We start from the raw sequence: 2,666 nt of genomic DNA on the forward strand, positions 1-2,666 counted from the left end.
TCGGTCCGGGCACCCGCCCGGACCGACCGGGGTGCGTCGCGTGGTGGGGCAGGGCGTCCAAGATCCGGCGGGCCGCTCGTCAAGCACCCCGACATTCATCTGTACGGGTGACCCCCGCTGGCTGGCCCCTCGCCGTTCGGTAACGGAGCGTAGAACCGCACCGATGACCGGCGTACACCCGTCCAGTGGAGTGGAGGTGCGCCATGGCGGAGGATGCGGCGTCAGGTCTGGTGATGCTGGAGGCTGCGGTCCCGGTCGTCGTGACCGGGGAGGAACACCACCAGGCGTGGTTGGCGCGGTACCCCGTCGCACCCGGAGCGCAGTGGCGGGTCGTCGTCGAGCTGGCGTGGTGCACCATCGACTCCGGCGAGTACCGCGGGCAGCACGCCATCGAGGTCCGGTTGGACGGGCAGCGGATCGGTGAGCTGACGTACCTGGTGTCGCGGCGCTACGCCGACCTGATGGGACGGGTGATCGACGGCGGTGGCAAGCCGGGGTGCCAGGCGTTGATCAGGCTCGGGGACCGCGGCCTGGAGGTTGTCGTCCTCCTGCCGCGCGACGCGTCGGCCGCCGTGCCGGTGAAGGCCAAGTCACGCCGTCCCCTGTGGATCGCCGCGGCCGCCGTGGTGCTCCTGTTCGTCGTCATCGGGTCCTTCGCTGAAAGGTCACCGTCCACAACGGACACGGCTGCTTCGCTGACGACCACGGAGACGACGACCCGGACCACCACGCCGAGCAAGACCACCACGACCACACCGAGCACGACCATCACGACCGTGCCGAAGACGACGACCACCACCACGACTACGACCACGACGACGAGCACCACGACCACCACTGCGACGACTGTCGCGCAGCCGGCCCCGAAGCCGCAGCCCAATCCCGAGCCGCAGCCCCAGCCGAACCCGCAGCCGCCGGTGGTGCAGCCGCCCGCGCCCGTCCAGGGCTGTCACCCCAGCTACACGCCGTGCGTGCCCATCGCGGAGGACGCCGACTGCGCGAGCGGCTCAGGCGACGGTCCGGTGTACGTGCACGGGCCCGTAACCGTCATCGGCCCGGACGAGTACCGGTTGGACGCCGACCACGACGGCATCGGCTGCGAGAAGGGCTAGCGGCCGGGGGAGGGGACGCTGTCCTCGGCCGCCGCCGGGCGGGGCGACAGGACGTTGGCGAACACCACTCCCAGCAGGCACAGCGCCACCGGCACGAGGAACGCCACGTTGAGCGGGATCCAGTGCGCCAGACCGCCGATCAGCGCCGGACCGGCCAGCAGGCCCACGTACCCGAGCCCGACGACCCGCGCCATCAACGCTCCGGACGACCGCTTGTCCAGGTTGCCCGCGGCGGTGAAGAGCTGCGGCACGCTGCCGGACAGGCCCAGGCCGAACAGCGCCCAGCCGCCGAACGCGAGCCACACCCACGGCGACACGACCACGAGCAGCAAGCCGAACGCGGCCAGCGCCGCCCCGTACCGCACGATCGCGACGGGACCGACGAGGGCGGACACCCGGTCGGTGGCGAACCGGCCCACGGTCATCGCCACCGCGAACGAGCCGTAGGCGAACGCGGCCGTGCTGGTGGTGGTGCCCAGGACGCCCTCGGCGTGCAGCGCGGCCCAGTCGTTGGCCACGCCCTCGGCGAGCATCATGGCGAACGCGATGGCGCCCAGCAGCCACACCAGCTTCGTCGACGGCTTCGCCGCCGGTGCGGACGCCGCCTCCTCCTCCGGCCCCTCGGTGCCGGCGTCGATCAGGAACCTGGCGGCCAGCAACGACACCACGATGGTGAACACGCCGCACGCGCTCAACGTCACCGCCGTGGGCACGGCGGCACCGAGCGTGGCCGCGCCCACGACCGCCGCCGCCGCGCCGCCGATCGACCACATCGCGTGGAACGACGCCATGATCGGCCTCGGGTAGGCCCGTTCCACGACCACGGCGTGCGAGTTCATCGCCACGTCGATCGTGCCGTTGCCGAAGCCCAGGCACAGCAGGGCGAGGCCCAACGTCCACCACGAGTTCGCGAGGCCGGGGAAGAACAGCGCGACGCCGAGCAGCACACCGGCCGCGGGCAGGAGCTTGCGCTGGCCGAACCGGTCGGCCAGGGGACCGGCGACCTGCATGCCGAGGAACGCCGCCCCGCCGAGCACGAGCAGCAGCCCGCCCAGCGCGCTGTGCGAGATGCCGGTCGCGCGCTCGACGTTCGGGATGTGCACCACCCACAAGCCGACGGCGAACCCGTTGAGGGTGAAGTAGGTCCACGTCGCGACGCGGGCGGCGCGCGGCAGGGCGGTCGTCACAGGTTCTCCAGTCGTTCGGCTACGTGCACGAGCACTCCTCGTGCGGCCAGTTCACGGCGCAGGTCCGCAGGGGTGTCGGTGTCGGTGACCAGCACGTCCGGCCGGTCGGCCGGGCAGACGTGGGCGAGCGCGGTGTGGTCGAACTTGGTGCTGTCCGCGAGCACGATCGTGCGCCCGGACACGGCCATCGCCTGCTGCTTGACCTCGGCGTCGGCCAGGTTGTGCGAGGTGAGCCCGGTGTCCAGGCCGAACGCGCACGGGCTGAGCACGGCGACGTCGAAGCGCAGGGCGCGCAGCGACGCCAGCGCCAGCGGGCCGACCATCGCCAGCTCGCCGGGCCTCGGCTCGCCGCCGGGCAGCAGCAGCC

The 2,666-nt window shown here is 72.4% G+C and carries 3 protein-coding genes; 1 reads left to right on the forward strand and 2 read right to left on the reverse strand.

Annotated elements, in window-relative coordinates; translation table 11 throughout:
- Window positions 1-203 precede the first annotated feature (203 nt).
- Window positions 204-1,112, forward strand: coding sequence for a hypothetical protein (locus AB0G02_RS34630; RefSeq protein WP_360802963.1), 909 nt, complete (start codon window positions 204-206; stop codon window positions 1,110-1,112).
- On the opposite strand, the gene AB0G02_RS34635 is transcribed toward AB0G02_RS34630, so the two are convergent.
- Window positions 1,109-2,299 carry an MFS transporter gene (locus AB0G02_RS34635; protein WP_360802966.1) on the reverse strand — a complete coding sequence of 397 codons (1,191 nt, stop codon included), beginning with the start codon at window positions 2,297-2,299 and terminating at the stop codon, window positions 1,109-1,111. The two genes, AB0G02_RS34630 and AB0G02_RS34635, sit on opposite strands and share 4 nt — an antisense overlap.
- On the reverse strand, window positions 2,296-2,666 hold a 371-nt coding region (locus AB0G02_RS34640), incomplete at its 5' end, for a DeoR/GlpR family DNA-binding transcription regulator (RefSeq protein WP_360802969.1). The genes AB0G02_RS34640 and AB0G02_RS34635, both read right to left, overlap by 4 nt.

The sequence above is a fragment of the Actinosynnema sp. NPDC023658 genome, assembly GCF_040639995.1.
GTDB lineage: Bacteria > Actinomycetota > Actinomycetes > Mycobacteriales > Pseudonocardiaceae > Actinosynnema.

Coding starts and splice junctions, on each gene's coding strand:
- AB0G02_RS34630 (WP_360802963.1), top strand. CDS start 204: ATGGCGGAGGATGCGGCGTCAGGTCTGGTGATGCTGGAGGCTGCGGTC.